Source organism: Rickettsia sp. (assembly GCF_965035265.1).
On sequence record NZ_CBCDJS010000096.1, the window covers coordinates 1 to 4,420 of the forward strand.

A 4,420-nucleotide genomic window follows, 5' to 3' on the forward strand; every position below is an offset into this window, starting at 1 on the left:
ATTTTAAGTTGTTTTTCTAGATACCATGGCGGAGCCACGGTATGACATCGTATGCTTTTTTTGAGCCACGCAACAAAACCGGTTTATTAGACCTATTGTATAACCTATCTTATGGAGATATAGACTTAGAAGTCCATACCGCCCATGCCTCCCATACCGCCACGCATTGGTCTAGCATCTTCCTTATCATCAGCTTCATCAACAATTAAAGTTTCCGTGGTAATAATTAATGAAGCAACGGAGGCAGCATCTTGAAGTGCAGTACGTACTACTTTAGCCGGATCAATAATTCCTGCTTTAATCATATCAACATATTGCATATCTTGAGCATTAAAACCGAAATTTTTATCCTTATGTTCTAGTAATTTACCAACTACTACACCACCGTTTTCACCTGCATTTTCAACGATTTGTTTTAGAGGGTCTTTTAAAGCTTCTATTACTATTTCAATACCTGCTTGTTGATCCTTATTCTCTACTTTAAGCGTTGTTAAAGTTTGTGAGGCATGAAGTAATGTTATACCACCACCGGCAACAACACCTTCTTCAACTGCAGCTCTTGTAGCAGCTAAGGCATCTTCAACACGATCTTTACGCTCTTTCACTTCAACTTCTGTAGCACCGCCAACCTTTAACACGGCAACACCACCGGAAAGTTTAGCTAAACGCTCTTGTAGTTTTTCTTTATCATAGTCGGAAGTAGTTTCAGCTATTTGAGATTTAATTTGCAGCACTCTATCTTCAATATTTTTCTTATCACCGCTACCGTCAACAATTACGGTATTTTCTTTAGAAATGGTTACTCTTTTTGCCGTACCTAAACTCTTAATGCTAACATTTTCAAGCTTCATACCTAAATCTTCAGTAATAAGCTCACCTTTAGTTAGGATAGCAATATCTTCCATCATTGCTTTTCTTCTATCACCAAAACCAGGAGCTTTTACCGCTGCAACTTTTAAACCACCACGTAATCTATTGACTACAAGCGTTGCAAGAGCTTCGCCCTCAACATCCTCAGCAATAATTAATAGTGGGCGTTGTGATTGTACTACAGCCTCAAGTATAGGTAACATTGGTTGTAAATTTGATAATTTTTTCTCAAATAATAAGATGAAAGGGTTTTCAAGCTCAGCAACCATCTTCTCAGAATTTGTTACAAAATACGGTGATAGATAACCTCTATCAAACATCATACCTTTAACTACTTCAACCTCAAAGCTAAAATTCTTTGCTTCTTCAACAGTTATCACGCCTTCTTTACCGACTTCCTCCATTGCCTTAGCAATTTTCTCACCGATTTCCTTATCGCCGTTTGAAGATATAGTACCGACCTGTGCGATTTCCTCTTGGCTATTGATTTTTTTACTAGATTTTTTGATTTCTTCTACTGCTGCATTTACCGCTAAATCCATACCACGCTTTAAATCCATAGGATTATAGCCCGCTGCTACTAGCTTATTACCCTCACGAGCCAAAGCTCTAGCAAGTACCGTAGCTGTAGTAGTACCGTCACCGGCTACTTCTGCAGCTTTTGTAGCAGCTGATTTTAATAATTGTGCTCCTGCATTTCTAATTTTATCTTTTAACTCAATCGATTTTGCAACTGTAACACCGTCTTTGGTAATTTTTGGCGCGCCGAATGATTGTTCGATAAGTACATTTCTGCCTTTTGGACCTAAAGTAACTTTTACTGCATCTGCAAGTATATCAATGCCTTCTAGCATTTGCTCACGAGCTTTTGAGCCGTGTTTAATAAGTTTTGTTGCCATATTTAATTTCTCCTTTTACAAATAAATAATTAATTAATTATACCAAGGTTCTATGAAGAAAATTAAATTATTTATATTTTTAGATATTTTTTAGCGAAAATTAATAAGATTTTTGATGGAATAGTTATTCTTATTTCAAAAAAATCTTATAATTTACAGCAAAAAATAGCAAAAATAGATTAATTTAATTTTCCTTTATAGAACCTAGAACATCATTTTCTTTCATAACGATCAGTTTTTCGCCTTTAATTTCAATTTCGGTACCTGCCCACTTACCGTATAAAACTTTGTCACCGACTTTTAACTCTAAAGGATGAACTTCACCTTTTTCATTACGAGTACCTGTGCCTACAGCGGTGACGATACCTTGCATCGGCTTTTCTTTCGCGGTATCAGGAATAATAATTCCACCTCTAGTTTTTTCTTCATGTTCGATAGGCTTTATTGCAATTCTATCATGTAATGGTTTAAAAGACATTTTAACCTCCAATTATTAAATCTTTAAATGTACATAACTATATATATTTTATTTTTGTTAGTTCAAGGGGAAAGAATAAAAATTTTTTTAATAAACCTCTTTTTCAAATTCTTCTTTATAAGATGGTCATACAAGATGTCTATTCTTTCTCAAAATCCTCTAAGCTAACGCCATGGTTAGTTTTGCTCCATTTGAAAGGACAAAAAATTATTTCAAATACTGCTTTATATGAAGCTATGGTATGTAATATAAAATAGCTACCCCATAAAACCAAAGCTATTATATCTTGAAATTTTACTTTTCTGCTTTTTAAAGAATTCTTCAATATATACAGGGCAGTACCATAAAGATATAAAAGTGAAAAAACACTATTAACAAGCCATAAATAATTAATTATGGAATTTTTATTTATAACAATAGAAAATATTATAAAGGGTAAACTCCAAAAATTATAAGTAGATAAGCCGATGAAAATATAAATTGTTATTACTTGTAATAAAGTAAACTTTCGGTATTTATCTTTTTGTGCCTTAAATACAAAAAATGTTTGCAAAAAACCTTTAATCCAACGTGATCTTTGATTTAGCCAATTACCTAAACTATTCGGGGCTTCTTCTAGAGTATAGGAATCAAGAATAGCTACTTTATAGTTCTGTGAGTAAATTCTTATACCAAGCTCAGCATCTTCTGTTACATTATAAGCATCCCAGTCGCCAAGCTTATTTAATATATCCGTTTTAAAATGATTACTAGTACCACCAAGAGGCGTAGGAAGTTTTAATAAACTCAAGCCTTTGAGCATATATTCAAACCATAAGCTATATTCTATATTAAACATTTTGGTTAAAATATTCTCATTTTTATTATAAAAGTTGAGCTTAGCTTGTAAGCAAGCATATTCGGACGGCAAGTTTCTAAACATTGCTAGAGCCTTAAGTAACTGATCAGTTTCAGGTTTATCTTCAGCATCATATACTACTAGATACTTACCTCGTGAATATTCCAAAGCATAATTAAGGGCTTTCGGTTTAGTTCTTGGTAGAGTTTTCGGAACAAGTATAACATGAAAATAAGACGGTAAATTATATAAGGCTACTTCTTTAATCATTAGATAATCATCATCTTCGATAATAATTTTAACGTCTAGCTTATCTTTTGGGTAATTAATTAATGAAATATTTTTAATTATTGACCTTAGCTTACTTAATTCTTTATATAACGGCACCAAAACTGTATAAACCGGTAAAGTTTTCTCCTCATTTTGAGAAACTTGTGATTTCGCCTGATGATTTTGAATGCTACTTACTTTGTGGTCTATGTAACTCATGTCATTTCCGTGTCCTTCTATGTTATTCCCGTGTTCTCCTATGTCATTCCCGCGAAAGCGGGAATCCAAAAAAATAACCTTAATCTTGGTACAAAAATTACATATTTTTGATAAACTAAACATATAAAAAACTTGTTTTTTATATGTTTGACTGGATTCCCGCTTTCGCGGGAATGACATAGAGGAGCGCAGAAATGACATTTGTACCAAAGGAGATTCCCTTATTGCTCTTATAAATAACAGGGATTTCAAAATATTTTGCAAACAATAACTTATATTATTAGCAATGTGAAATAAAACCGGCAGATAAATCAATGTAGCTATAAACACAACAAAAAATATTATTACTTTATTGGTATAATTAATATTCTTAGCAATAATCGGTCCGGCTTTAAACTCAAGAGCATATTTTGCCTTGATACTAGTTAAATGAGCGAAATTTTCTTCTAATAATTTGTAAAAATAATATTTCTTGATCAAAATTATAGAGGTAAAAATATTATTATGACTAAATAATATTTTTAGATCATTTATAGCAGTTATTTTATTACCTTGATCATCCTCATATATAAAATAACCATACAATACATAAGCTTGTATATAAGAATAATTATAGATTTTAATATAAGAAATATTGCTTATCAGTGGCAATATTTTATTTTCATACAATATATCAATCATTATCTCATTATCGATAATTGGTAATCCTCCCCAAAAACAATCGACAAAAGGAGTAGAATTTTTTAGAAGTAAAGAAGGAGATTCTATAAATGACAATATCAAAACACAGTGATAGCCAAATCATGTCTATCTTAAAGCAGGCGAGCAGTGGGATGCCTGTAGCAT

Annotated in this window: 3 protein-coding genes; all 3 read right to left on the minus strand. The window is 32.4% G+C overall.

What is annotated here, in order from left to right; translation table 11 throughout:
* Positions 1-125: 125 nt before the first annotated feature.
* The 3 genes from groL to AC1Z7D_RS06005 all read right to left on the minus strand — a co-directional run bounded on the left by groL (position 126) and on the right by AC1Z7D_RS06005 (position 4,351).
* A complete protein-coding gene (groL, locus tag AC1Z7D_RS05995) occupies positions 126-1,769 on the minus strand; it encodes a chaperonin GroEL (protein ID WP_482602848.1) in 1,644 nt (547 codons plus the stop codon).
* A gap of 184 nt (positions 1,770-1,953) precedes the next feature.
* Positions 1,954-2,247, minus strand: coding sequence for a co-chaperone GroES (locus tag AC1Z7D_RS06000; RefSeq protein WP_482602850.1), 294 nt, complete (start codon positions 2,245-2,247; stop codon positions 1,954-1,956).
* A 139-nt stretch (positions 2,248-2,386) separates the two neighbouring features.
* Positions 2,387-4,351 (minus strand): glycosyltransferase family 2 protein, encoded by a 1,965-nt coding sequence (locus AC1Z7D_RS06005; RefSeq protein WP_482602852.1) that lies wholly within the window; start codon positions 4,349-4,351, stop codon positions 2,387-2,389.
* Positions 4,352-4,420 lie beyond the last annotated feature (69 nt).